23 protein-coding genes and 1 pseudogene are annotated in these 21,014 nt (G+C 33.4%); 11 read left to right on the top strand and 13 right to left on the bottom strand.

The annotated features are described in order from the left end of the window. Window positions 1-131: 131 nt before the first annotated feature. From IEV50_RS19820 to IEV50_RS05500, 5 genes and pseudogenes are all read right to left on the bottom strand, one after another. Window positions 132-356: a catalase-related domain-containing protein gene (locus IEV50_RS19820; protein ID WP_229746638.1), complete on the bottom strand. Its 225-nt coding sequence runs from the start codon at window positions 354-356 to the stop codon at window positions 132-134. Next, complete coding sequence (locus tag IEV50_RS19815) at window positions 356-664, bottom strand: catalase (RefSeq protein WP_308785473.1); 309 nt, start codon at window positions 662-664, stop codon at window positions 356-358. Before IEV50_RS19815 ends, IEV50_RS19820 begins: the two co-directional genes overlap by 1 nt. Then, a pseudogene (locus IEV50_RS19810) lies at window positions 651-1,049 on the bottom strand (catalase). Before IEV50_RS19810 ends, IEV50_RS19815 begins: the two are co-directional and overlap by 14 nt. Next, entirely contained in the window at window positions 1,016-1,327 is a 312-nt protein-coding gene (locus IEV50_RS19805) for a catalase (protein ID WP_308785472.1), read from the bottom strand. Before IEV50_RS19805 ends, IEV50_RS19810 begins: the two are co-directional and overlap by 34 nt. 188 nt (window positions 1,328-1,515) lie before the next feature. After that, a complete protein-coding gene (locus IEV50_RS05500; RefSeq protein ID WP_229746637.1) occupies window positions 1,516-2,172 on the bottom strand; it encodes a CAP domain-containing protein in 657 nt (218 codons plus the stop codon). A 179-nt stretch (window positions 2,173-2,351) separates the two neighbouring features. Between IEV50_RS05500 and IEV50_RS05495 the strand changes: the two genes are divergently transcribed. Next, complete coding sequence (locus tag IEV50_RS05495; protein ID WP_188412236.1) at window positions 2,352-3,548, top strand: C40 family peptidase; 1,197 nt, start codon at window positions 2,352-2,354, stop codon at window positions 3,546-3,548. Window positions 3,549-3,642: 94 nt separating this feature from the next. Here IEV50_RS05495 and IEV50_RS05490 read toward each other — a convergent pair whose 3' ends face one another. The 3 genes from IEV50_RS05490 to IEV50_RS05480 all read right to left on the bottom strand — a co-directional run bounded on the left by IEV50_RS05490 (window position 3,643) and on the right by IEV50_RS05480 (window position 6,664). Next, on the bottom strand, window positions 3,643-4,407 hold the full coding sequence (locus IEV50_RS05490) for an SDR family NAD(P)-dependent oxidoreductase (RefSeq protein WP_188412235.1): 765 nt from the start codon (window positions 4,405-4,407) through the stop codon (window positions 3,643-3,645). A gap of 65 nt (window positions 4,408-4,472) precedes the next feature. Beyond that, entirely contained in the window at window positions 4,473-4,772 is a 300-nt protein-coding gene (locus IEV50_RS05485) for a helix-turn-helix domain-containing protein (protein ID WP_229746636.1), read from the bottom strand. Between the two features lie 248 nt (window positions 4,773-5,020). Continuing rightward, window positions 5,021-6,664, bottom strand: coding sequence for a glycine--tRNA ligase (locus IEV50_RS05480; protein ID WP_188412234.1), 1,644 nt, complete (start codon window positions 6,662-6,664; stop codon window positions 5,021-5,023). Window positions 6,665-6,984: 320 nt separating this feature from the next. On the opposite strand from IEV50_RS05480, the gene IEV50_RS05475 reads away from it, so the two are divergent. The 10 genes from IEV50_RS05475 (at window position 6,985) to IEV50_RS05430 (ending at window position 15,566) form a co-directional block, all read left to right on the top strand. After that, window positions 6,985-7,905: a glycerophosphodiester phosphodiesterase family protein gene (locus IEV50_RS05475; protein ID WP_188412233.1), complete on the top strand. Its 921-nt coding sequence runs from the start codon at window positions 6,985-6,987 to the stop codon at window positions 7,903-7,905. Window positions 7,906-7,986: 81 nt separating this feature from the next. Continuing rightward, window positions 7,987-8,694 (top strand): ATP-binding cassette domain-containing protein, encoded by a 708-nt coding sequence (locus IEV50_RS05470; RefSeq protein ID WP_188412232.1) that lies wholly within the window; start codon window positions 7,987-7,989, stop codon window positions 8,692-8,694. 40 nt (window positions 8,695-8,734) lie between these two features. Next, window positions 8,735-9,241, top strand: coding sequence for a hypothetical protein (locus IEV50_RS05465; RefSeq protein WP_188412231.1), 507 nt, complete (start codon window positions 8,735-8,737; stop codon window positions 9,239-9,241). Between the two features lie 164 nt (window positions 9,242-9,405). Beyond that, complete coding sequence (locus tag IEV50_RS05460) at window positions 9,406-9,672, top strand: hypothetical protein (RefSeq protein ID WP_188412230.1); 267 nt, start codon at window positions 9,406-9,408, stop codon at window positions 9,670-9,672. Window positions 9,673-9,740: 68 nt separating this feature from the next. Further along, window positions 9,741-10,466 carry a gliding motility-associated ABC transporter permease subunit GldF gene (gene gldF, locus IEV50_RS05455; RefSeq protein WP_188412229.1) on the top strand — a complete coding sequence of 242 codons (726 nt, stop codon included), beginning with the start codon at window positions 9,741-9,743 and terminating at the stop codon, window positions 10,464-10,466. Continuing rightward, window positions 10,466-12,142: a gliding motility-associated ABC transporter substrate-binding protein GldG gene (gldG, locus tag IEV50_RS05450; RefSeq protein WP_188412228.1), complete on the top strand. Its 1,677-nt coding sequence runs from the start codon at window positions 10,466-10,468 to the stop codon at window positions 12,140-12,142. Before gldF ends, gldG begins: the two co-directional genes overlap by 1 nt. A 33-nt stretch (window positions 12,143-12,175) precedes the next feature. Beyond that, window positions 12,176-13,300: a DNA polymerase III subunit beta gene (dnaN, locus tag IEV50_RS05445; RefSeq protein WP_188412227.1), complete on the top strand. Its 1,125-nt coding sequence runs from the start codon at window positions 12,176-12,178 to the stop codon at window positions 13,298-13,300. Between the two features lie 81 nt (window positions 13,301-13,381). Continuing rightward, complete coding sequence (locus tag IEV50_RS05440; RefSeq protein WP_188412226.1) at window positions 13,382-14,056, top strand: DUF4397 domain-containing protein; 675 nt, start codon at window positions 13,382-13,384, stop codon at window positions 14,054-14,056. A 68-nt stretch (window positions 14,057-14,124) separates the two neighbouring features. Then, on the top strand, window positions 14,125-14,811 hold the full coding sequence (locus IEV50_RS05435; RefSeq protein ID WP_188412225.1) for a DUF4397 domain-containing protein: 687 nt from the start codon (window positions 14,125-14,127) through the stop codon (window positions 14,809-14,811). Window positions 14,812-14,885: 74 nt separating this feature from the next. Beyond that, window positions 14,886-15,566, top strand: a complete 681-nt coding sequence (locus tag IEV50_RS05430; RefSeq protein WP_188412224.1) for a DedA family protein — start codon at window positions 14,886-14,888, stop codon at window positions 15,564-15,566. Here IEV50_RS05430 and IEV50_RS05425 read toward each other — a convergent pair whose 3' ends face one another. From IEV50_RS05425 to IEV50_RS05405, 5 genes are read right to left on the bottom strand one after another with little or no spacing between them, the layout of a single operon-like run. Then, window positions 15,567-16,523, bottom strand: coding sequence for a zinc dependent phospholipase C family protein (locus IEV50_RS05425; protein ID WP_188412223.1), 957 nt, complete (start codon window positions 16,521-16,523; stop codon window positions 15,567-15,569). Between the two features lie 20 nt (window positions 16,524-16,543). After that, entirely contained in the window at window positions 16,544-16,906 is a 363-nt protein-coding gene (locus tag IEV50_RS05420) for a hypothetical protein (protein WP_188412222.1), read from the bottom strand. A 5-nt stretch (window positions 16,907-16,911) separates the two neighbouring features. Continuing rightward, entirely contained in the window at window positions 16,912-17,364 is a 453-nt protein-coding gene (locus IEV50_RS05415; protein WP_188412221.1) for a DUF1569 domain-containing protein, read from the bottom strand. A 28-nt stretch (window positions 17,365-17,392) separates the two neighbouring features. Continuing rightward, a complete protein-coding gene (locus IEV50_RS05410; protein ID WP_188412220.1) occupies window positions 17,393-18,613 on the bottom strand; it encodes a DUF3999 domain-containing protein in 1,221 nt (406 codons plus the stop codon). After that, on the bottom strand, window positions 18,603-20,978 hold the full coding sequence (locus tag IEV50_RS05405; RefSeq protein ID WP_188412219.1) for a DUF2339 domain-containing protein: 2,376 nt from the start codon (window positions 20,976-20,978) through the stop codon (window positions 18,603-18,605). The genes IEV50_RS05410 and IEV50_RS05405 overlap by 11 nt, the downstream gene beginning before the upstream one ends. Window positions 20,979-21,014 lie beyond the last annotated feature (36 nt).

The raw sequence follows: 21,014 nt of genomic DNA, 5'->3' as shown, positions 1-21,014 counted from the left end.
TCGAAAATTGCTTCACACTTAAAAAAGTGTAAAGTTAATCTGCAAATATAAATTTTTATATACTTATTAAGGTTTGATTATAATAAAAAATTCTCAGTTATTCGACTGAGAATTTTATAAAATATATTTTGTTAATTGTTTGTTGCCTTTTCGGTTATATCTGAATTAACCATGCCTTCCATACCTTTATCTAAATTTAAGTCTAAACCCTTTACAATGCCTAAACCTAAATTCATATCTGCTCTAAACCAATGGCATAGTTGTCGGTTAACAATTTCATCTTTTTTAACTCCATTTATACCGCCCATTGCGCTTACAATATTTGCAATTGTATTCTTCTTAGCTTGTTGATCCATTAAGCGAAAAAGATTTCCTGGTTGTGAGTAATGGTCGTTTTCACCTGTTCATTTCTATCATATTGATCTGCCAAAAGAGAATCTAAAGGCCATACTGGTTGTTTATAGCTTTCATCAACCTCAATATCATCAAAACTGTTGGGGAAATAATTTGGGTTAGAACTACCGTTTCCATTAATTGCCATTAAGCCATCACGCTGGTAATTATTTGTCATAAATGGACAACGATTCACTGGAATTTGCTCATAATTGACACCTAAACGATAACGTTGTGCATCAGGATAAGATAAAATTCTACCTTGCAACATTTATATCAGGCGAATACAAAATTCCATCTACAACATTTGCGGGTGCAAAAGCTACCTGCTCTACATGTGTAAAATAATTATCTGGGTTTTCGTTTAATTCAAGTTCTCCAACTTCAATCAATGGATAATCGGCATGTGGCTAAACTTTAGTTAAATCGAAGGGATTTAAGTGATAAGTTTTATCATTTTCAAATGGCATTATCTGAATTTTTAAAGTCCATTTAGGGAAATCACCTTTTTCAATAGATTCAAATAAATCTCGTTGCGAATGGTCAGGAGCTTGAGATTTCATATCAACTGCTTTATCATTCGTGAAATTTTGAATGCCTTGTTTAGTTTTGAAATGAAATTTTACATAAAACCGTTCATCTTTATCGTTATACAATTATCGTTAACAATGAAAATGTATGGCTTCCAAAACCATCCATGTGGCGATATCAAAATTAAAACCTGATGCAAACTTTCAGGATTTAAGCTCCAGAAACCCCACATCATGGTCGGGCTTTTCATATTGGTTTGTGGATCTCGTTTTTGAGTATGGATAAAATCACCAAATTTTTTCGGGTTTTTTACAAAAAATACTGGTGTATTATTTCTAAATAAATCCCCTTTACCATCTTCAGTATAAAATTTTAGCGCAAAGCCACAATGATATACTCTCATGCTGTCTTCGTTATTTGCATAAGGAGTGCCGGAAGTACTTGTTAGTTTTTTTTAGCTTATTGTTTATATATTGTATTATTTGAGATTTTGAAAATGAAATTGATAAATAAATCAACCATTATTATTTATTCTAACATAGATGTTGTTGATATGTTTTCTATATAACCTTAATTTTCAATTTAATAATTTTAAGGATTACTAGTATAAAATGTAGGTTGCGCGACAAAATCTAATACGGCACACCAAGTATATGAAGGATGAGGTTGAATGCTAACTCCAACTGTATTTAACCTGTACTTTTGATCGAGTAAGTTAAACCTATGACCAAGAGAAGGAACTCCACAATCCAAAAGCAAATGGCAAACAATATCCAAACTGTTTGAATAGCCAAAGTCTATATTCTCGCTCATTGGTTTATTTGGAAAGTATTTAGATAAGCGTTGGCTAAATTTGTTACCGTTGCTACTTTCATGTGTATCTAAATTATTTTTGTTCAAATCTATAGCGTGCCCACGGCTTAAAGAGCTTAATCTTTGATCAGGATAAAATAACGGTAAATTTTTAGCAACCGTAATGTGTTTCAGTAATGATAAATAGTAGGGATTGGTTTTTGTAAGTTTTAATTCATTATAATTTCTGTACCTTTTTACTTTTGAGTTGTAATTATTTATGTAATCTTCTAAAAATGTGTAGTAAAATTTCTCTCCATCAATTCTAATGAGATTAATATAAAGAATAATATTTTTCTCTTCATTGCTTAGGTAATTTGAATTAGCTGCAGTATTTGCTTTTTTAAATTCGGCATCTGTCCAGGTTTGGGCAAACATTCTGCAGCCAAGCATCATAAAAAAAATTAAACAATAAAAGGGGCGATTCATGTTTGGTATTTCAAGGTAAACGCAAGTTGGATTTATTTATTTTCAGTTTTAGAAATTTAACATCAAATATTTTGGTAAGCAATTAGTTACAGCATTTTGCTAATTGTAGATTTTTATAATATGTAGATTTAACTTTCTTTTAAAATATGAAAAAACTAATCATCCTGTTTTACATTTTAGTGTTGTCAATTTCCTCAAAAGCACAAATTGATACGGCAACCTTCAGAACAATTTTTAATCAGATTAAAAGAGAATTTGCTCCTGATAAGCGGTCGGTTTATTTTAATGTTCAAATTAAAGGCGATAGTATTTTAGTTGAAAGTACATCACCGCAAGCTTTAATTGCTTTAGATAAGCAAGCAAAAGACGTTGAAGGTTTTGTTAAAGTAAACTCCTTACTGCCTGCACAAAATTTAAAAGGCATGGAATACGGGGTGGCAAATTTATCTGTTAGTAATAATCGTTCGGCACCACAAAATTCTGCAGAAATGCTTACCCAAATGATTTTAGGTACCCCTGTACAAGTTTTGAAAAAACAGGGAGGTTATTATTTGGTCAAAACACCCGATGGTTATTTGTCTTACACAGATGGTATCGCCGTTAGTTTAATGAATAAGCAAGATTTTGAAGACTGGAAAGCTTCGAAAAGATTAATTTATATTGCAGATTTCGGTCATGCTTTTAGCAGAGCCAATGTAAATTCAATTCGTGTTTCTGATTTGGTTAAAGGAAATATACTTCAGGTTTTATCAGAAGAAAAGGGCTTTTATAAAATTATTTTTCCTGATAAGCGAATAGGATACATCAAGAAAAATGAAACCAAATTCTTCTCAGAATGGGAGAAAAAACCAAATCCAACTGCTGAAGCGATTCTTGAAACTGCCAAAACACTAATAGGAGTACCTTATTTATGGGGAGGAACTTCGGTTAAAGGTGTCGATTGCAGTGGCTTTACCAAAACAAGCTATTTTTTAAATGGGATTATTATACCAAGAGATGCATCTCAGCAAGCACTCATTGGTTCTGCCGTTGATGTTTTGGAATCCGATTCTATAAGCGTTGAAAAGTGCCTTAAAAACTTGCAGCCTGGTGATTTGTTATTTTTCTCCGCTGCAAAAAGCCGTGGTGTTAATGGAGGAAGAGTTTCACATACCGCAATATACATGGGTAAAGGAGAGTTTATTCAATCTGCAGGAATGGTAAAAATTAGTAGTTTGGTTCCATCCGCCAGTAATTATGATGAACATCAAAGTAAAACTTTAGTAAGCGCCAGAAAATTTTTAACCGAAATTGGGCAGACTGAAATTACAAGGGTTGATAAACATGAATGGTATGGAAAATGATTTTTACAGTTTGTAATTGCCAGGTGCGAAGCAATCTAATTAGAGATATTGCTTCATACCTTGCAATGACGGCAACTGTTAAACGGACAATCGCTTACAAAAACATACCTCCAGATGCTTCGATGCGTTGTCCATTTATCCAACGAGCTTCTTCTGTACAAAGAAACGCTACAACTCCTCCAATATCATCTGGTAAACCAACTCGGCCTAAAGCCGTTTGCGATGCAATCATTTTATTTAATTGCTCATTATCACGGACAGCACCTCCCCCAAAATCAGTTTCTATTGCGCCGGGAGCTACAATATTTACATTAATACCTCTAACACCTAACTCTTTTGCCTGATAACGCGTTAATACTTCCATTGCGCCTTTCATAGATGCATAAGCTGCATAGCCCGGCAAAGCGAAACGAGCCAAGCCGCTTGATACATTCACAATTCCACCACCATCATTTATCAGTGGTAATGCTTTTTGCGTTAAAAAGAATACGCCTTTAAATTGAATGTTTACCAAAGTATCGAACTGTTCTTCAGTAGTATCAGCAAAAGATGCATGGATTCCAATTCCTGCATTATTTACTAAATAATCAAATTTATCAGCATTGAAAACGGATTTTAAAGTTGATTTTACTTCTTCAAAAAAAGTGTCGAAAGTTTTGCCGTTGGCTACATCTAATTGTAATGCAGTAGCATTAACGCCAATTTCTATTAGTTCATTAACCGTTTCATCTGCATCTTCTTTCTTTGATTGATAAGTTAAAATAACATCTAAACCTTTTTTTGCCAAATGTATAGCTGCATTTTTACCTAAACCACGACTACCACCCGTTACCAGTACAATTTTATTTCTTTTTTCCATTTTCTTTTAATTTGATAAACAAAGTTAAATGCAAATTTGATTTAAAAATGGTGAGTACTTAAGTTTTATATAGTAACAATTTCCTTTTTCTGTACCAGCGATTGAAAATAAGCTTCCAGATATTGCTTAGGCTTTGGGCCAGAAAAATATTTAAAGAATTTGGTAAAGTTGGATGGGTTGTAAGTTAAAATCCTGGCAATTTCAGAAATCGGTGGACTCACGTTGCGCAACATCGATTTAGAAATCTCCATTAAACGCTCTTCGAAAAAATAACAAGACGAATGGCCTGTAGCAGATTTAATTGTATTACTAAAATGAGTTGGGTGTACGTGTAAGATTGATGCAAAATCCCGTACCTCAAACATTTTGGTTGCTCTGCCTCAAACAATATCATTAAGATGCTTATCAAGCTCGTTTAAATAATCTGCTGCAATTTTATGTCTGCGGGCAAAGAATTTTTGAGGTAATTTCCTATCATCTAATTACAGATTTATACACTTTGGTTGAATAAAATTTTAATCGATTCATAAAAAAATAACCGCAGGCTTTTAACCTGCGGCTAAATATTATATACCCAGCTTAGTTATCTTTAGATGTTTAAGGTGGTCAAACCTTATGCTAATAAATTTCTCCAGCTAACCGCCTTACCAACAATATCACCTAAATCTGCAATTGCAACACGCTCTTGTTCCATACTATCGCGATGGCGAATTGTAACCGTGTTATCCTCTAAACTTTGGTGGTCAATAGTTAAGCAAAAAGGCGTGCCAATTGCATCCTGACGGCGGTAACGTTTGCCAATTGCATCTTTTTCTTCATAAATACAGTTGAAATCAAATTTCAAAGTATCCATGATTTCGCGAGCTTTTTCTGGTAAACCATCTTTTTTTGTTAAAGGGAAAACAGCGACTTTATATGGTGCCAAAGCAGGATGTAAACGTAACAAAGTGCGACTGTCCTGTTTATCTTCGGTACTTAAATCTTGCTCTTCAAAAGAATTTATCATGGTTAATAAGAACATACGATCTAAACCAATTGAAGTTTCAATAACGTAAGGTACATAGTTTCCGTAAGGCTTACCATCTTCATTTAAATCGTTATCGAAATACTGCAATTTCTTACCCGAAAACTCCTGATGTTGTGTTAAATCGAAATCGGTTCTACTGTGAATACCTTCAACTTCTTTAAATCCGAATGGGAATTCGAATTCAATATCCGTTGCTGCATTAGCATAGTGCGCTAATTTAACGTGGTCGTGGTAGCGGTATTTCTCCGGAGGAGTTCCTAAAGCTTTATGCCATTTCAAACGAGCTTCTTTCCAGTATTCAAACCATTTTTTGTCTTCACCCGGGCGAACGAAAAATTGCATTTCCATTTGCTCAAACTCACGCATACGCATAATGAACTGACGGGCAATCACTTCATTTCTGAATGCTTTGCCAATCTGCGCAATACCGAAAGGAATTTTCATTCTTCCCGATTTTTGAACGTTTAAAAAGTTAACGAAAATACCCTGCGCCGTTTCCGGGCGAAGATAAACTTCATCGCTGCCTTCGGCCATAGCACCAAATTGCGTGCTAAACATCAGGTTAAATTGGCGAACATCTGTCCAGTTTGATGTTTTAGAAATCGGACAAATTACTTTATAATCAACAATTAAATCTTTTAGTAGAGCCAAGTTTTCTGATTTTAGCGCCAGGTTCATTTCAACCTCAAGAGCCAATCCTTTTTTAACAAATTTCCAGCTTACCTCGTCAACGAAAGGAAATTTATTAGAGTCTAAAATTCCTTCTTCATCTTTAAAACTTGGCACCCAACTTGCTTGTCCCTCATCACTTAAGCCTAATATTTCTTGTTGAAATTCCTCAAACTTAGCTTTGTTTTCTGCGCTGAAATTTATTAGTTCTGAATATAATTCATCAATTTTATTTTCTAACAACTGGTCGGCACGGTAACGTTTTTTCGAATCCTTATTATCAATCATTGGGTCGTTAAAACCATCTACGTGTCCGCTGGCTTTCCAAACTTTTGGGTGCATAAAAATTGCAGAATCAATACCTACGATGTTTTCATGCATTTGTACCATGGCTTTCCACCAATAAGTTTTAATGTTGTTTTTAAGTTCAGCACCCAACTGGCCATAATCATAAACGGCACTTAAGCCATCATATATTTCGCTACTTTGGAACACAAAACCGTATTCTTTAGCGTGTGATATTACATTTTTAAATTGTTCGTCGTTATTCTTTTGAGCCATAATGGAGGCAAAGATAATAAAAAGGTGGAGGGTTTAAAGGTATAAGGTTGAAGGTTTTTGAGCAGGGTTTAAAGGTATTAGATTTTGGGCTAAGCGCAATGAGCTTAGATGTTCTTATGTTCCATAAATGGTTCAAAATTTTTTGAAAATCAATAACAGTAATTCTTCGGCTTCAATAGTCCCGCTGTACGCTTTACTTCGTTGCACTCCGTGTTCGCTGCCATCGGGTTTAGATTGCAAAAACAGAATCGCTATTTAACACTTGTAACCCATTTTCCAAATTACATCTTACATCTTCCATTTTTTCCTATTTTTGAATCATGAAATTTTATCACCTACTTTTCTTTGCATTAATTGCAGTTTTTTCATCCTGCAAACAAGAAGAAAAAGTTCATCATTATATTAAATTTAATAAAACTGAAGAATTGTATCAGTTTTTACAATGGTCGCCAGAAAATCGTTTTCCATTAATAAGTGCGCACAGGGGCGGCCCAATGCCGGGTTTTCCAGAAAACTGTATCGAAACTTTTGATAATGCCACAACTTACAATCCTGTAATTATAGAGTTTGATATTGCTTATAGCAAAGATTCAGTAATGGTTATCATGCATGATGATAAATTGGATAGAACATCAACAGGAAAAGGAGCGATTGGCAATTATACTTATGAAGAGCTAAAAGCTTTCAACTTAAAAGATAATGATGGCAAAACAACTAAATTTAAAATCCCAACTTTAGATAGCGTTTTAAGTTGGAGTAAGGGAAAAGTTTTGTTAACCATCGATTTAAAAAAAGGTGTTTCTTACGCCAAAGTGATTGAAAAGGTGAAACAATATAGTGTAGAAAGCAATTCTATTATTATTACCTACACGGCAAATCAAGCTCAAGAAGTTAATCGCTTAGCACCAGATTTAATGATTTCTGCTTCGCTTCAGAAGAAATCTGAATTAAAACGACTTAACAGTTTAGGAGTGCCGAACGATAGAATTGTTGCTTTTGTAGGTGTAAGTGCTCCTGAAAAGGATTTTTATAAATATCTTCATGATAAAAGAATTACTACCATTTTAGGTACAATGGGCAACATTGATAACAGTGCAATTGCGAGTCCGGCGAGAAATATTTACTATCATTTGGTAAATAATGGTGCAGATATTTTATCATCAGATAACATAGGTCAGGCAGCAGAGCAATTGGATAAATTCAGGTATAATAAGAAGATAACTTCAGAACATATAAATTAGATTGCTTCGTGCCTCGCAATGACGGTCGACTTAAAAAAACTTTGCGCAAAACTTAGTGTTCTTTGCGGTTAATAAAACAGTATGAGTATTTCAGTTAAAAACCTATCTAAACATTACGATAAGCAAAAGGCAGTCGATTCGATTAGTTTCGAGGCAAAGGCTGGCCGAATTTTGGGTTTCTTAGGGCCAAACGGTGCCGGAAAATCGACAACCATGCGTATGCTTACTGGTTATTTAGAGCCAACTTCTGGTGGTGCAGAAATCTCAAACTATAATATTTCTACTCAAGCCATCGAGGCGAAAAAGCACATTGGCTATCTTCCTGAAAATACGCCTCTTTATGCCGAAATGTATGTTAAAGAATTTTTAAACTTTGCGGGGCAAACGTATAGGCTTAAAAATCTATCAAATCGTATTGATGAAGTTATTAAAATGGTGGGTTTAACACCAGAAAAACATAAGAAAATTGGAATGCTTTCTAAAGGTTATCGCCAAAGGGTTGGTTTAGCTCAAGCAATTATTCATAATCCTGAGGTTTTAATTTTAGATGAACCAACCTCAGGATTAGACCCAAATCAGTTGGTAGATATCAGAGCTTTGATAAAAGAGCTTGGTAAAAATAAAACCGTAGTAATCTCTACGCACATTATGCAGGAAGTTGAAGCGATTTGCGATGATATCATCATCATTAATAAAGGTAAAATTGTAGCTAATGATACACTTGAAGGCATTAAAAAAGCTCATCAAAATAGTACACTAGAAGATATTTTTAGAAAACTTACAGCATAAACCGATGTTAAAAACACACTGTAAATTTATTTTATTATTAATGGTTTTATTTTTATCAATTTTTGCTAAAGCACAAAATGCAAAGATTGGCTTAGGTGCAGATGCTGGTTTTCCTTCAGGTAATTTTTCAGGTGTTTCTTCAATTGGTGTAGGTGCGTCTTTAAAAGCTGAGTTTCCCATCGCATCAGAATTTGCCATTACGGTGAATGGCGGCTTCATTAACTTTTTTGGTAAACGTAATTACTTATTAAATATTCAGGATTTAACTTATGCACCAGTAAAAGGCGGTTTAAAATATAATATAAGCGAAACATTTTATGCTGAAGGGCAATTGGGTGCTGCTTTATCTTTAAATAATAAACAAAAAACTCTTTTTGCTTGGTCGCCAGGCTTAGGCAACTTATTTAAGCTCTCGGGTAAAAACATGATTGATTTAAGTATCAGATATGAAGGCTGGACAGGAAAGAACGAAAATCTAATATTTTTAAATACCTCTAATACAAAAGGATTTTTAGGAATTCGATTTGCTTATGTGTTTATGCTATAGACTATAATAGTTTTATATTATACTTTCATTAGATCAAGTAAAAGCTACATAGTTGTCAAATGTAATTTGTAATTTTCTGCAACTGAAAACTATTTATGTAAAATACATTAATTACTGCATTATTTGTAGCTGTAACGACAGTTTCATTTGCATAATCAAAACAAATGAAAGTTGGCAGTAAAGCTGGAGTGAGTCTTCCTGTAATGTCATCATCAAGCGATGCTCAGGTTTATTACAGTCCTCCAGAATATGATTTCAAAACAAATACTTCTTTTTATTTAGGTAGCACTGTTGATTTTTCCCGTTTCAGCAACATTTTCTATCCAGGCTGGCTTAACATTAATTGGGAAAGGTGGGAAGGCGGCTTTAGTGATTCAAAACTTACAAACCAAGTTTTTTCTGTAGGAGTTGGATTTGCATTATACAATTAATTTTTTTAAGCTAATAACTGCATTTAAATATGCCCGAATATTTAATTATCTTCGGCAATTAATATCGTATGTACGCAGTATTTAAACGCGAATTATTTAGTTTTTTAAGTTCAATGGTTGCTTATATTACCATTGGTATTTTTCTTTTAGTTTCGAGCCTTTTACTTTGGTTTTTTCCTGGTACTTCCTTATTGGATTATGGCTACGCAGAACTTAGTGGTTTTTTTAACCTTGTTCCATATCTTTTTATGTTCCTGATCCCTGCGATTACCATGCGCTCATTCGCTGAAGAAAAGAGGGAAGGAACTTATGAACTGCTGATTACAAAACCTGTAACACTTTGGCAAATTTTAACAGCTAAATATTTAGCTTGCCTTATATTGGTTCTATTTGCACTTATTCCAACATTGGTTTATTATTATTCCATTTCAAAATTGGGTTATCCCGAAGGGAACATAGATTCAGGTGCAGTAATTGGTTCTTATTTAGGATTATTTTTATTGGGTGCTGCCTTTACATCAATTGGTATATTTGCTTCTGCATTAACTAAAAATCAGGTTATCGCATTCGCAATTTCAGCAGCTTTGTGTGCCTTTGCTTATTTAGGATTTGACTATTCTAGTCAAATTTTCGCCATGCAAAATTTCGAAACTACAATAGCTTCTTTCGGTATTAACCAGCATTATCAATCCATTAGTCGTGGCGTTTTAGATACCAGAGATTTAATTTATTTCATCAGCTTTTGCACGCTCTTTTTATTGTTTACCAAATTAGCAATAGGAGGCAAACGATAATGAAGAATAAATGGATTGCAAAAGTTTCTGTTTTATTGGTCTTGGTTGTATTAAATATTGGCGGTAAATATCTATTTCATCGTTTTGACTTTACTACAGATAAGCGATTTACACTAAATGATAAAACTAAAAAGCTTCTTCACGGTACTCATAAACCAGTAATAATTACTGTATTCTTGAATGGCGAATTACCTGCGGCATTTAAGCGTTTACAGTCTTCAGTTAAAGATTTATTGACTGATTATAAAGCGTATTCTGAGGCCGATTTTAAGATAATATTTGTAGATCCTTTAGCTGGATTAAATTCGGCAGACCAAGATACGGTTATAAATAATCTATACCAGCAAGGTATAGAAGCTACTAATTTAAGCGTGAAAACAGAAAGTGGATTAACACAGAAATTGGTTTTTCCAATGGCGATGGTTGAAAGTGATGGTAAGCAAATGCCTGTTAAACTTTTCCAAAATTTAGATGCAGGTGGAAGCTATGAAGACAACATTAATCGTTCGATAGAAAATTTAGAATATACTTTTACATCGGGCATTAAAAAGGTAATTAATGGAAATAATCCTAGAATTGGTTTTACCGAGGCAAATGGCGAGCCTTCTGATTTACAGCTTTATGATGCCATGCATACACTTGCGAATAGCTACGAAGTTGGCCGCGTTGATTTAAATACAATTGATAAAGCTGGTTTAGATAAACTGAAAATGATGGTTGTTGTAAAGCCACAAATTCCTTTTTCGGAAACTGAAAAATATAAAATAAACTATTTTGTGATGAACGGAGGTCGAGTGCTTTGGAGCATCGATCAGGTTTCTGCAGAATTGGATAGTCTTCGTGGAATGGGAAGTCAAATGGTTTTAAATAAAAACTTAAATCTTGATGATATGCTTTTTATCTATGGCGCAAGAATTAATTACAATATTATTGCCGATAAAAATGCAGCAGAAATTCCTGTTTCTACGGGAAATGTTGGTGGCCAGGCCCAAATTCAACTCGTTCCATGGATTTATTACCCGATTTTATTACCCGATACAGCTGCAAGTTTGGTTAAGAATTTAGATGGTATTAAGGCCGAGTTTCCAAGTACAGTAGATACTATTGGCTCAAAAGGGGTTAAGAAAACTTACATCTTAACTACCTCTAACTTTAATAAGATTTTTAATGTTCCAAAGTTGTTTTCTTTACAAATGGTTGCAGAACAACCTGATCCGAAAACTTTTCAAAATCCGCTACAGAGTGCAGGAGTATTGCTCGAAGGGAATTTCCAGTCCGTTTTTGCAGGCAGACCCTTACCTTTAGGAATAAGTTCGGCCTTTACAAAAGTTGAGGTAAGTAAATTATCTAAAATGGTGGTAATTGGCGACGGCGATATTTTTAAAAATCAGATTATTGCTAAAGATAATTCGCCTTTACCTTTGGGTTTCGACAGATATACACAGCGAACTTACGGAAACAAGGCTTTATTGCTAAATATCGCTGATTACTTTACAGATGATGATAATTTAATTGTTTTGCGTAATAAAGAGGTTAAAATCAGATTATTAGATAAAGGAAAGGTTAAAATTGAAAAAACTAAATGGCAAATCATAAATATTGTTGTACCCTTGCTATTGTTAATATCCTTTGCGATTTTTCAACATTATTACCGCAAGTACAGGTACGCTAAATAATTTTTATATTTTTGAAGAAGACTAATTGATATTATGAGATTTATTGTATCCACATCAACTTTATTAAAACACCTGCAAACTGTTAATGGTGCATCAAGCAGCAGCACAGTTTTACCCATATTAGAAAACTTTCTTTTCGAAATTAAAGATAGTAATTTAACCATTTCAGCTACTGATTTGCAAACCAGTATGACAACAGCTTTAGCTGTAGAATCTAAAGAAGAAGGCAAAGTAGCAGTTCCTTCTAAAATTTTATTAGATACCCTTAAAACTTTACCAGATCAGCCAATTGCTTTTAATATTGATGATACTACATTTGCAATCGAAATTAGTGCAGGAGATGGTAAATATAAACTGAGTGGCGAAAATGGTGATGATTTCCCAAAAATTCCTGTTGTAGAAAATGCATCATCAGTAAATTTACCAGCTTCGGTTTTAACAGAAGCAATTACAAAAACAATTTTTGCAGTTAGTAATGATGAACTTCGGCCTGCAATGACGGGTGTTTATTGTCAGCTATCGCCTCAGCATATAACTTTTGTTGCAACTGATGCGCACAAATTGGTCCGTTATCGCCGTATGGATAGCAAAGCTGATAAAGCAACATCATTTATTTTACCGAAAAAAGCTTTAACACTTTTAAAGGCTGCATTACCTTCAACTGATATTAATGTATCGGTTGATTACAATGCTACAAGTGCTTTCTTTAAATTTGAAAATATAAATTTAGTGTGTCGTTTAATAGACGAGCGTTATCCTGATTATGAGGCAGTTATTCCTCAGAATAATCCAAATAAATTGGTAATAGACAGAAGCTTATTTTTAAATACCCTACGTCGTGTTGTAATTTTTGCAAATAAAACTACACATCAGGTTCGGTTAAAAATTAATGGAAGCGAATTAAATATCTCATCAGAAGATTTAGATTTTGCAAACGAAGCACATGAGCGCTTAAGCTGTCAATACGATGGAGAAGACTTAGAAATAGGCTTTAATGCCCGTTTCTTAATTGAAATGCTTAGCAACTTAAGTGGCGATGAAGTTACTTTAGAACTTTCTACTCCAAACAGAGCAGGCTTATTAATTCCTCAAACTAACGATGAAAACGAAGATGTTTTAATGTTGGTTATGCCAGTAATGTTGAATAATAGTTATTAGGCTACTAATTTTTTAGTTTTCATAGAAAAATGGCTTGGTTTTTGACCAAGCCATTTTGTTTACTACCAAATACAGCTACCTATGAAAATCTTTACAAAACGTGTCTCAAACGCTTTCCTGCCTATTATATTTATTTTTAGCCTAACTCTAATTTCTTGTAGCAAGAACGAACCCGATGTTATTGTGCAAGGCCAAGCCAAGATTAAGCTTATTAATGCCGTTGAACCCGAAATAAAACAAGAAGTTTTTATGGATAATGAAAAGCTAACAACCGCTCCATTGGCGTTTGGAGAAACTAGCGGCTACATTAAAATTCTTTCAGGCAACAGAAATTTAAGTTACGTTGGAAGCAATAATATGAATACAAATACCAGCCTAAATTTTACGCCATCCATCACATATAGTGCATTTTTAGTGTCAGATAGAAATGGTAATAAGCAAATTATAAATTATAACTTGAGTAACGCAGACTTATCAACCGCAAAGGTTAGGTTTATTAACTTAACGCCATTTTTTGCTGCTGGTATAAACGTTAGCATACAGGCAGGTTCTCCATTTATAAATGCATTATTATTTAAAGAAGATTCCAATTATTTTAATGTTGATGGGGGTGCTGCTTTAAGGTGTAATGTTGTAGGCTCGGGTTCGGTAAAAACCATTTCAGCATCTGATTTATTACCAGGCAAAATCTATACCATTTGGTTTAGCGGACTTACAGCGGCAACTTTAGAACCCCATATTATTTTAGATAATTAGTTAAGCATATATTCGTTTATCATTAACTTACAAAGTTTATCTTTGTTGATAAGTTATTATCTACAGGTATGAAAATTAAACCTTCACATTTTCTTAAAACATTCTTATTCATAGGAATTATTTGTTTAATGATGTCTTGCGTAAAAAATGATAATTTCGATCTTGATACTAAAGTTCGCTTTTTTAATGTTGTAGACCAGGCGGCTCAAGATTTTTATTTGAGTGGTACTCGGTTATCAACAGGTATATCTTATGGAAATAATAGCTCATATATTGTGGCTGCGGGTGATAAAGAATATCAAATTATTGCAAAGAATGCAGGTATGCAATTAGGAAACGATACATTGAAATATACTTTAGACGTGGGTAAAAACTATTCAGTTTATTACATAAAAACATCAGCAAAAGACTCAGTTTTGAAAGTTTATGAAGATGATTTGACTCCAGATACATCGAAATCGCGGCTGTTTTTTATCAATGTTGGTTACACATTAAGTTCTAGAGTAAGTATTAGAAATGAGGACTCTAAAATAATAAATACAACATTGGGTAATGGTGAAAAATCAGGGTACATTATTATTCCAACCGGTAAAAATTCTAAATTATATTTTAACCTTACTGATTCTACCGGAGTGATAGATACAATTTCATATACAAACTTTTACAAAGGTAAAACATATACAATTCTTATCGATGGCGTTAATAAGGGTACAAGTACCGGAAAACTTAGAGAACGTTTAATTGTCAATAATTAATTAAAATCGACTAATAAATCTGGAATAGTCTTCTAATCAATTTGATATTCCTATTTTTGGCCAAAATTATATAAATGGAATTATTACAACAACTTTGGGATTTTATTGCCCACATAGATGTTCACTTAGCAGAAATCATTCGCGATTACCAAACTTGGACTTACCTTATTTTATTCTTAATTATTTTTGCTGAAACCGGCTTTGTGGTTACGCCATTTTTACCTGGTGATTCTTTGCTTTTCGCAGCAGGCGCACTAATTGCTGGTGGTAATACAGGCTTAAACATTTGGTTAATGCTGCTCATATTGATCGTTGCTGCCATCGCCGGGAATACACTAAATTATAAGCTGGGTACTGTTTTGGGTTCTGGTGTATTTAAAGAAGATAATAAAATTTTAAAGCTGAAATATTATCATCAATCTCATGAGTTTTTTGAGAAACATGGTGGTAAAGCAATTATGCTAAGCAGGTTTCTCCCAATTTTTAGAACCATTGCACCATTTGTGGCAGGTATTGCAAAAATGCCATTTGGCAAATTTACGTATTACAATATCATTGGTGGTGTGGCATGGATTGTCGCATTATTGCTAGGAGGTTACCTGTTAGGACAAATTCCTATCATCAAAAATAACTTTGAATTGGTTATACTTTTTATTGCTGTTGTAACTTTCGTACCCGCAATTTGGGCAGCAGTTAAAAGCAGAATGGAACCAAAAAAGATAGAAGAAATTATTGAAGGTGATTCCAAAAGGTAGTTAAATTTCTCTTCCAATAACTATACCCTTTTGATATTTATTTTCTGCATCATTATTTTCTTTCTTTTCTTTGGAATCTAAATCAGTTATAATAAGATTTTTTAGTTCGGGCTGACCAGCATCAACCCACGCAGAATACCAAAAAGAGCCTATTTCAATTATGGCAGATCGCATTTGTTTCTCCACCATGCGATTCATTTTGTCATGGTAGATTTTAGAATACTCGACAGAATATTGTTTTAGAACTATATTATTTCTTTCGCTAAAACTATATTTTTTATCGGATGGAAATGATGCGGCTAATTTAGCTTCGAAAGTTAAAACTGTATCAACAAGGCTGTGCGTATGTTTAACAATTTTCCAGGCTTCTTTCAATGGATTTTCAATATAATTAGCTTTACCAACAATGAAATTATAACTGGTAGAAAACAATTCAGGTAAACGACTTTCCCAAAATGCATGGATGCCAACCTGGTTTGTTAGTTGTCCATTGTGATTGGATGTGGTGTGCAAAGGAACGTGTGCATCGCCAATATAATGACCTAAATCTGCAGAATACTTTAAAATTTTAATCGAATCTCTGTTTGTAAATGCCTTTACTAAACTATAGTAAGTCCGCTGAATTTGCCAGGGAATAATGCCATTGGCATTTAAATGTTTTTGCCCATATTTGGCTAAAGCATCATTGTATTTTTCAGGGATGCTATCGATAGATTTTTCATAATTTTCTACATCTAAATAATGCATTAGTGCTTCTAAAGTATCAGCATATCTGCGTTTGTCTGGGTCGACAGCGTGTTCGGTGATGTATTTAATGTTCTTTTTGTAGAAACCAATCATACCTGACGGCAATGTAAAAATAGCCAGATTATTAATTCTTTGGTGTGCAAAGAATCCCCATGATGTACAAAAAAAGAGTGGGATGATTAACGCAACTAAAATCGCTAATCTTTTCATAATGTAAGTTAGTAAATCTTTTAATGATTTTTATACATTTTATATTTACTCAGCATGCCACCCAAAATAGAAATCGGAGCAAAAATGGCTATTGCTAAAATTTGTGTCCAATGGTTGCCGGTTGATTTAAAAATAGAAAATACTGCAAAACTTGCAATAATTGTGGCGAGAATATAATTTACATTCAGTTTTTGAGCTTTTGAAAAGAATTGAGTTACATACCCTGCAAAAATTGAAAATAAAACACCATAAATTGCCGTGAAAATTATGAAGAAATTTGTGGCATCAGCATGTGGCTTTTGCCCTGAAATTTTGAAAAGCAATAGCGATGATATAACAAAAATTGCATAACCAATAACAACACTTAAAATTTTTCTAATCATTTTAATTATACTCTAAATTGATTTAAATGATGGTCTAAATGTTTATAAAACATATTATTCCATTCGACTTTATTTAGTTTACCAAAAGAGTGAGAGTCTTTTCCGTCAAAATGACTTTCACCTAACTGCTGTGTTTTATTGATATAGTTGATTAATCTTTGTTTCTCTTTCTCAAATTCTTTTTCATCTGTAATTACAAACGATTGCGCAGTTCGACTATTTTTTTTATAAGGCTTTTCGCTTACCACGATGTTTTTTACAAACGCTTTCATCACCAATTTCATAAAAGCATTTGGCTTTGGATGTTTATTATCGTAAACCAGTTCATAGCTTACGTTGCAATGCGCTAACATTTGCGAAACATTCATTTTACCCCAAAATTGAGGCGAAGTAGGAATTAGTTTATTAATTCTTTCGATTACTTCGCTAGTTACTGCGGGTTGGAAAATATTTTTCATAGATTGTTTTTTATGATTTACAATAACATTAATTCCTCAACATTTTAAATGAAAACCAACCTAATAATGCTATAATAACTGCCATTAAAACCCAAAGCCAAGCCTTGTTTTCAAATATTGGTTTCTTGATTATAATTGAATAAGCGGGGTTTTTTTGTTCTTCACTAAGAGCTACAAAAGTTAAATTTGAAGGGATTTTACTCTCAAATTTCTCAATTTCGTAGCTTGGTGTTACAGCTTTTTCATTTCCATAATATAAAGCATAAGCATATTTTGGATTATCGAATCGGGCTATAATTTCGTAAACATTACCTTTAAGATCCAATTTACTCAAGCGTAAAGGTTTATTATCGTTATTTTGAATTGTAATTTTTAATCTTGATGTAATGGTATTTGGGAAGTTATATTCAGGTTTTTCTAATGAGCTAATTGTTCCCAAATAAAGATTTGCGTAGTTGTATTGGATGCCTTTATCAGTTTTAAAACTATCGGTTACATACTCAATTTTAATCGAGCGATAAAAATCGAAATCGCTTTGCGCATTTAGTTTTAAATAAGAGAGCGGAATGGGATTTTCTAAAGCAATTTCTATAACAGTTTCTTTATTGGTCGCATCATTTTTTAACTGGAATGTTTTATATTTTACATCCTCATAAGTTCCCTTTACTGTATCAGTTTTCGAAATTTTTGCAGACAATAATTCAGGTTGAACAGTGCTTTTCAAAGCAATTCTAAAATACTGAAATTTAGAATCAGGAAAACTCAATTTGGTAAACTTATAATCAGTGTAATTGTTTTTGATGGAAAGAATCCTATAATTTTTCAGAATTGAAAACCATTCAAGATTGTTGTTACTGCCCTCAAGCGTTACCTGCCAATCGAAATTATCTTGCTTAAAAGCTAAATTAATCTGATTGATGGTATTGGTTGTATCAGATTGAAATGTATAATAGTAGTTACTCAGATTTGAGCTTTGATTTATCTGTTTAAATGTAATATTTTTCGAAGTAACCTTATCGGCTCGTTGTTTTAATAGATAGGGAACTTCTATAGTATCCTTTCCATTTACACCAAAAATCCTTAAATCTTTGAAATCAATATTTGCATTTTTATACAATTGATTGGGCAGTTTCATACTGTGCCAAGCCGAATTTACATTTGTTATATCTCGTTTAAATTTATAAGAATTGGTTTGTGCTTTCGTGACAGCAGCGCTTACTAAAAGCAATAAAAATAGGTTAATCTTCAACTTTAACATCATCAATAATTAAATGTTTATACTTGTTATAAAGGAAAGAAATGATGAGTAAAAGCACACCTAGCGATACAAAAACAATGGTTTTTGCTATCGTACCTAAAGAATAAATGTCGTAAAAGAAAAGCTTAATTAAGGTGATGCCGAATAAAGCCATCGCACCAATGCGCAGATGCTTTTTGTTTTTGCCCAAGCCTATACTTATTAAAAATAGCGAATAAACGCCCCAAAGGATGCTCAAGCCCAATTTATAACTTTCCTGAGTGCTTGATAACTCCAAAATGTTAATTAGCTCACTGCTGATAACCCATAAAATAGAAATATACAGCAGATAATCGAACATGGTTTTAAAGTCTTTTTTAAGCAGTCCAGATTTCTGTAATTGATAACATTGAACAATCAGCAGTGCAAAAAAGATCATTGAAATATATCTGATACCAATGTTGAAAGAACTGATGCTGAAATATTTGTTGTATGGAAATAAATAATGGTCTCTAAGTAAGCTTAAAGTGTAAAGTCCGTGTGTTAAGAATAACACCACAACCAATAAATTAATAATCAAATTTGTAATTGCAAGCTCGCCGTTCTTCAATTTTTTAGTATTGAAATAAGTTATTGCTGAAGCAAAAAACAAAGTGTAGATATAAATCCAGGCAGTTTTCAGCGTGTCGTAATTGTAATTGAATTCATAAGTTGCGTAATCTGATTTAACCTGCGGGTGAAGACTAATTCTTGTCGATTGCATCAGGTTATCGAAGTATTTTGAAATCTCTAATCTAAAGGTTACATACACTGTTAAAAGTAGAATTGATGGGATGGCATAACTTAAAATTTGCCTCATCCATGGCCATTCGGCAGGCTTTTCTGTTTCCTTTTTGCTGATGCTAAACATCCAGATAAAACTTCCGATGAAAATAGAAGCCGTTAAAAAACCAACATTTAGTACCGGTGTGATGGTTGAATCATTTCCATAATAATCGTAATAGCTCGTCCAATCTTGTAGCAAACTAATAAATGCTAGAAATATTAGTGGAAAGGACAGTTTTTCATAAATCGCGATGCTTTTAACCCGAGCCAAATAAAACAACACAGCGGCCTCAACCGTCCAGAAAATAGTTACCCAACCACCATTAAGTTGAACAGGAATGGCAATAGTAATGAAGGTAATCACCATGGCTAAAATCAGGTAAAACAGATTTCTATCGGCGAGTTCTTTTTTATAGATAATTAAACTTACCAAAAAGTGAATAACGGCATTGGCGAGTGTAAATAAACCTAAAAACTCAACACTATTTTTGTTATCGGCAAGGATAAAATAACCGATTCCATAGTAAACAAATGAATTTAAAAGCAAGATTACCACATCGCTAAAGCCAAAAATTTCTTTACGTGTAATCTTGTAAGCTAAATTTGTAATGTAAAATGTGAGGAAGAATAGGGTCGAAAAGAATAAGGATAATTCAAAGAATTTATTATCAGAGCCTAAATCCATTCGCCACGACGCAAAAATTAACCAGGTTAATCCAAATGATGCATAAAACAGAGGTTTCCAGTATTTCTTCAAACTTAAAATTAATATTCCGATGTTAATTATGGCCATATACGTAAACAATACGCCAACTTTTCCTGAACCATCGCTCAGTAGAAATGGAACTGCATAAGCACCAACCAAGCCAATGTGAGCGATAACCTGTTTGTTATATTTTATAGCAGCTACTACTGTAAAAGATGTAAAAACAACCATTAATAAAAATGCTAAAACTTGCGGAATGAGCGAATAAAAATCGTAGGCAGCATAGGTAATAAAGTACATGATGGCAATTGCACCACTGACTAGAACCGCCGAAAAATTTTCGTATTTTTCTTTTAGTTTGATGGCAAAGGCCATTAAGCCTGCACCAATGGCATAACCTAAAACTATTCTGGTTAGAGGACTAACCATATCGTGGTCGATAGCGTATTTTGCACCAATACCAACTCCGAGAATTAAAATCAGTATTCCGATTTTGCTGATTAGATTTTCCCCGATAAACTTTTCGAAATCAGATTTAACTATGTTCTCACGCTTAAACTTATCTGCAAAATTGCTTTGCGGTTGGTTTGCTCGCGGTGGAAATGGATTTGGAACAGGGTTTGGAGTTGAGATGTTTTGAAAAACCGCATTTGGAGGCGTATTTCTCGGTGGAGGTGTAATTACAACTTGAGGTGCCTTTTGCTCTTTAATAATGTAATCCGTTCCAAATTGTAGCACTTCGACCTGTTTTTTTAAAGCATTTATTTCTGCCTCAAACCCTTGCTGTCTAAGTAATAAATTCTCCAGCTTAATTAATAGCAGGTTTAATTGTTCGGAATTATCCATTCTATATTTTGTAATGCGTAATTTGCGTTATTAAAT

Source organism: Pedobacter mendelii, assembly GCF_014635725.1.
GTDB classification, from domain to species: Bacteria; Bacteroidota; Bacteroidia; order Sphingobacteriales; family Sphingobacteriaceae; genus Pedobacter; species Pedobacter mendelii.
Note: the sequence above shows the minus strand (reverse complement) of the source record. Positions and strands in the feature narration are given on the sequence as shown.

What these genes read in the sequence shown, in the direction of transcription:
- IEV50_RS19820 (WP_229746638.1), bottom strand. Translation starts at nt 356, where the DNA reads ATGGATCAACAAGCTAAGAAGAATACAATTGCAAATATTGTAAGCGCA.
- IEV50_RS19815 (WP_308785473.1), bottom strand. Translation starts at nt 664, where the DNA reads ATGTTGCAAGGTAGAATTTTATCTTATCCTGATGCACAACGTTATCGT.
- IEV50_RS19805 (WP_308785472.1), bottom strand. Translation starts at nt 1,327, where the DNA reads ATGAGAGTATATCATTGTGGCTTTGCGCTAAAATTTTATACTGAAGAT.
- IEV50_RS05500 (WP_229746637.1), bottom strand. Translation starts at nt 2,172, where the DNA reads ATGATGCTTGGCTGCAGAATGTTTGCCCAAACCTGGACAGATGCCGAA.
- IEV50_RS05495 (WP_188412236.1), top strand. Translation starts at nt 2,352, where the DNA reads ATGAAAAAACTAATCATCCTGTTTTACATTTTAGTGTTGTCAATTTCC.
- IEV50_RS05490 (WP_188412235.1), bottom strand. Translation starts at nt 4,407, where the DNA reads ATGGAAAAAAGAAATAAAATTGTACTGGTAACGGGTGGTAGTCGTGGT.
- IEV50_RS05485 (WP_229746636.1), bottom strand. Translation starts at nt 4,772, where the DNA reads ATGTTTGAGGTACGGGATTTTGCATCAATCTTACACGTACACCCAACT.
- IEV50_RS05480 (WP_188412234.1), bottom strand. Translation starts at nt 6,664, where the DNA reads ATGGCTCAAAAGAATAACGACGAACAATTTAAAAATGTAATATCACAC.
- IEV50_RS05475 (WP_188412233.1), top strand. Translation starts at nt 6,985, where the DNA reads ATGAAATTTTATCACCTACTTTTCTTTGCATTAATTGCAGTTTTTTCA.
- IEV50_RS05470 (WP_188412232.1), top strand. Translation starts at nt 7,987, where the DNA reads ATGAGTATTTCAGTTAAAAACCTATCTAAACATTACGATAAGCAAAAG.
- IEV50_RS05465 (WP_188412231.1), top strand. Translation starts at nt 8,735, where the DNA reads ATGGTTTTATTTTTATCAATTTTTGCTAAAGCACAAAATGCAAAGATT.
- IEV50_RS05460 (WP_188412230.1), top strand. Translation starts at nt 9,406, where the DNA reads ATGAAAGTTGGCAGTAAAGCTGGAGTGAGTCTTCCTGTAATGTCATCA.
- gldF (WP_188412229.1), top strand. Translation starts at nt 9,741, where the DNA reads ATGTACGCAGTATTTAAACGCGAATTATTTAGTTTTTTAAGTTCAATG.
- gldG (WP_188412228.1), top strand. Translation starts at nt 10,466, where the DNA reads ATGAAGAATAAATGGATTGCAAAAGTTTCTGTTTTATTGGTCTTGGTT.
- dnaN (WP_188412227.1), top strand. Translation starts at nt 12,176, where the DNA reads ATGAGATTTATTGTATCCACATCAACTTTATTAAAACACCTGCAAACT.
- IEV50_RS05440 (WP_188412226.1), top strand. Translation starts at nt 13,382, where the DNA reads ATGAAAATCTTTACAAAACGTGTCTCAAACGCTTTCCTGCCTATTATA.
- IEV50_RS05435 (WP_188412225.1), top strand. Translation starts at nt 14,125, where the DNA reads ATGAAAATTAAACCTTCACATTTTCTTAAAACATTCTTATTCATAGGA.
- IEV50_RS05430 (WP_188412224.1), top strand. Translation starts at nt 14,886, where the DNA reads ATGGAATTATTACAACAACTTTGGGATTTTATTGCCCACATAGATGTT.
- IEV50_RS05425 (WP_188412223.1), bottom strand. Translation starts at nt 16,523, where the DNA reads ATGAAAAGATTAGCGATTTTAGTTGCGTTAATCATCCCACTCTTTTTT.
- IEV50_RS05420 (WP_188412222.1), bottom strand. Translation starts at nt 16,906, where the DNA reads ATGATTAGAAAAATTTTAAGTGTTGTTATTGGTTATGCAATTTTTGTT.
- IEV50_RS05415 (WP_188412221.1), bottom strand. Translation starts at nt 17,364, where the DNA reads ATGAAAAATATTTTCCAACCCGCAGTAACTAGCGAAGTAATCGAAAGA.
- IEV50_RS05405 (WP_188412219.1), bottom strand. Translation starts at nt 20,978, where the DNA reads ATGGATAATTCCGAACAATTAAACCTGCTATTAATTAAGCTGGAGAAT.